This window comes from Pseudoalteromonas sp. SR45-5, from assembly GCF_014163565.1.
Lineage (GTDB): Bacteria > Pseudomonadota > Gammaproteobacteria > Enterobacterales > Alteromonadaceae > Pseudoalteromonas > Pseudoalteromonas distincta.
Genome location: NZ_JACJDN010000566.1, coordinates 1 through 2,577, shown reverse-complemented (window position 1 = coordinate 2,577; position 2,577 = coordinate 1). Strand labels below are relative to the sequence as shown.

Sequence of the window (2,577 nt, the reverse complement as noted above, 5' to 3'; positions counted from 1 at the left end):
GGACGTAATATTGATGAAGTTCGTCGCCACCTAGAAGCCTTAGAGTTTTTATTTAGCTGCGAACTAGAGCGCCTAAAAATAATAGGTATTCAAGCGGGAGTAACAAAATGATTAAAGCCATTTTAACCGACATCGAAGGCACAATAACCCGTATCTCGTTTGTTAAAGAGGTGTTGTTTCCTTACGCAGCAAAACAGTTACCTACCTTTGTACGTGCCAATGCTAATAAGCCAGATGTAGCTGAGCAAATTAGTGCCGTAAAAGCCCTTATCGAAAAGCCAAACGCCGATATTGAAGAGGTCATTAGCACTTTACTTACCTGGATTGATGAAGATAAAAAAATCACTCCACTTAAACAGTTACAAGGCTTAATTTGGCAAACAGGGTATGAACACGGTGATTTTAAGGGTCATTTATACCCAGATGCATTTGATTTTTTACAAGCTCAGTACAACAACGATATAGCTTTATATGTGTACTCGTCAGGGTCAGTAAAAGCGCAGCAGCTACTTTTTAAATACAGTGATTATGGTGACATTCGCAGCTTGTTTACTGACTTTTTTGACACCAAAGTTGGCGCAAAACAAGAGCAAATAGCCTATAACACCATTGTTGAGCTGTTACCGTTTAAAGCAGCAGAAATACTCTTTTTAAGTGATGTAGCCGGCGAGCTTGATGCCGCGCAAGCTGCAGGCTTAAAAACACTACATTTAATTCGTGATGGGCAAGCAAGCACTAAAGCACACCCTTATATTAATGACTTTAGCCAATTTAAATTGGAGCAATTAGTATGAGTCAATTAACAATATATGCTGACAACGATGCAAGCAAAGCACTTGTAAGCACATCAAATGCTGATGATATTACAAAGCAACTAGCTAAAGTAAACGTACGTTTTGAACAATGGCAAGCAAATGCAAATATTAATGAGCACACCACCCACGAGCAAATTATTAGTGCGTACAAAAACGATATAGATCGGTTAAAAACCGAAAATGGCTATCAAACAGTAGACGTTATATCTCTAGCTAAAGGTAATCTTGGCGCATCAGAGCTGCGCAAAAAGTTTTTATTTGAACATACTCATAGTGAAGACGAAGTGCGTTTTTTTGTAAAAGGCCAAGGGCTATTTTGCCTGCATTTAGGCAATAAGGTTTACCAGGTACTTTGCCAACAAGGCGATTTAATTTCAGTGCCTGAACTTACCCCGCATTGGTTTGATATGGGAAGCGACCCTGAGTTTACTGCCATTCGCTTATTTAACAATACAGAAGGCTGGGTGGCAAAAAGCACTGCCTCGTCTATTGCAGAGCAATTTCCGTTATTATCGTAAGTTAGCCATTCAAAACCTTGGTCCACACTGATAAACATAACGTGGACCAAAACATCGCGAAGCTACTTAAGCTTTATGAGATCGCCATTTTTAACCTGACTTTGGTTATAAACACCTGTATCTAACACCCACCCTGTAACCAGTTTTGCCGGCGTTATATCAAATGCAGGGTTATATACATTAGCATTGATGGGCGCCCATAAAGCCTCGCCAAAGCTACCGCTAACTCCGCGCACTTCTTGAGGATTACGTTGCTCTATTTCTATATCATTACCACAAGCGGTGTTGGTATCAAGCGTGGTAATAGGCGCAACGACATAAAATGGAATGTTATGAAAATACGCAAGTACGGCTAAATTATAGGTGCCCACTTTATTAGCAAAATCACCATTGGCAGCAATACGATCAGCCCCTACTACTATTTTATCCACCTTACCTGCAGCCATTAAACTTGCCGCCATATTATCGCAAATTAATGTGTACGGAATTTTCCAGCGCTCAAGCTCAAAGGCAGTTAAGCGACCGCCTTGTAATAATGGTCGTGTTTCATCAACCCACACATGTACGTTGCCATATTTTTGCTGCGCTTTGTAAATAACACCTAGTGCAGTACCAATACCAGCGGTTGCAAGCGCCCCTGTATTACAATGAGTTAATATGTTGTCGCCACTATTTATAAGCTCGGCACCACGATTTGCCATTCGTTCACACAGCTCAATATCTTCAATAAACAACCGCTCAGCAGTACTAACAATACCGGCAACATAATCGCTTTGCGTTAAAGCTTTTCGCAATGCCGCCATACAATGCATTAAATTAACCGCCGTTGGACGAGTGGCTTCTAGTTCATTGATTGCTTTTTCAAGCTCACTTTTCACTACCCCTTGCTCAGCTAAATACGCCACTAACAAGCTCGCGCCTAAGCCAATTAGTGGGGCTCCACGCACTTTTAAGTTAATGATCAGCTCTTTCATGGTTTCTACATCATGGCACTGATGCCATACCTGCTGGTGAGGTAGTAAATATTGGTCGAGCACACTAAGCGACCCGTTTTCATATTTTAAACTGCTTGCGATTAAGTTTTGCATAATGCTTAAGGTATTAAAAATGCGTAACGTTATTTTACACCACTTTGAATAACTCTCAAGTTAGACTTGTAGACATCTAAACATTTAAAAGTATAGAATGCTTAAAAGCTGATTTTTGAGATTTAAACCATGACTAACTATGTTGCTTTTAATGCA

Annotated in this window: 3 protein-coding genes and 1 pseudogene; 3 read left to right on the top strand and 1 reads right to left on the bottom strand. The window is 40.2% G+C overall.

Annotated elements, in window-relative coordinates:
- The 3 genes and pseudogenes from H5072_RS21300 to H5072_RS16560 form a co-directional block, all read left to right on the top strand.
- Positions 1-111: pseudogene (locus H5072_RS21300) on the top strand (methylthioribulose-1-phosphate dehydratase); the annotation flags it as partial.
- Positions 108-794, top strand: a complete 687-nt coding sequence (mtnC, locus tag H5072_RS16565; protein WP_182694156.1) for an acireductone synthase — start codon at positions 108-110, stop codon at positions 792-794. The pseudogene H5072_RS21300 and the gene mtnC, both read left to right, overlap by 4 nt.
- Positions 791-1,333 carry an acireductone dioxygenase gene (locus H5072_RS16560; RefSeq protein WP_024597069.1) on the top strand — a complete coding sequence of 181 codons (543 nt, stop codon included), beginning with the start codon at positions 791-793 and terminating at the stop codon, positions 1,331-1,333. The genes mtnC and H5072_RS16560 overlap by 4 nt, the downstream gene beginning before the upstream one ends.
- A 62-nt stretch (positions 1,334-1,395) precedes the next feature.
- On the opposite strand, the gene mtnA is transcribed toward H5072_RS16560, so the two are convergent.
- A complete protein-coding gene (mtnA, locus tag H5072_RS16555; RefSeq protein ID WP_182694155.1) occupies positions 1,396-2,421 on the bottom strand; it encodes an S-methyl-5-thioribose-1-phosphate isomerase in 1,026 nt (341 codons plus the stop codon).
- Positions 2,422-2,577 lie beyond the last annotated feature (156 nt).

Bases quoted from the DNA above. Each gene is read 5' to 3' on its own strand.
- mtnC (WP_182694156.1), top strand. From the start codon at position 108: ATGATTAAAGCCATTTTAACCGACATCGAAGGCACAATAACCCGTATC.
- H5072_RS16560 (WP_024597069.1), top strand. From the start codon at position 791: ATGAGTCAATTAACAATATATGCTGACAACGATGCAAGCAAAGCACTT.
- mtnA (WP_182694155.1), bottom strand. From the start codon at position 2,421: ATGCAAAACTTAATCGCAAGCAGTTTAAAATATGAAAACGGGTCGCTT.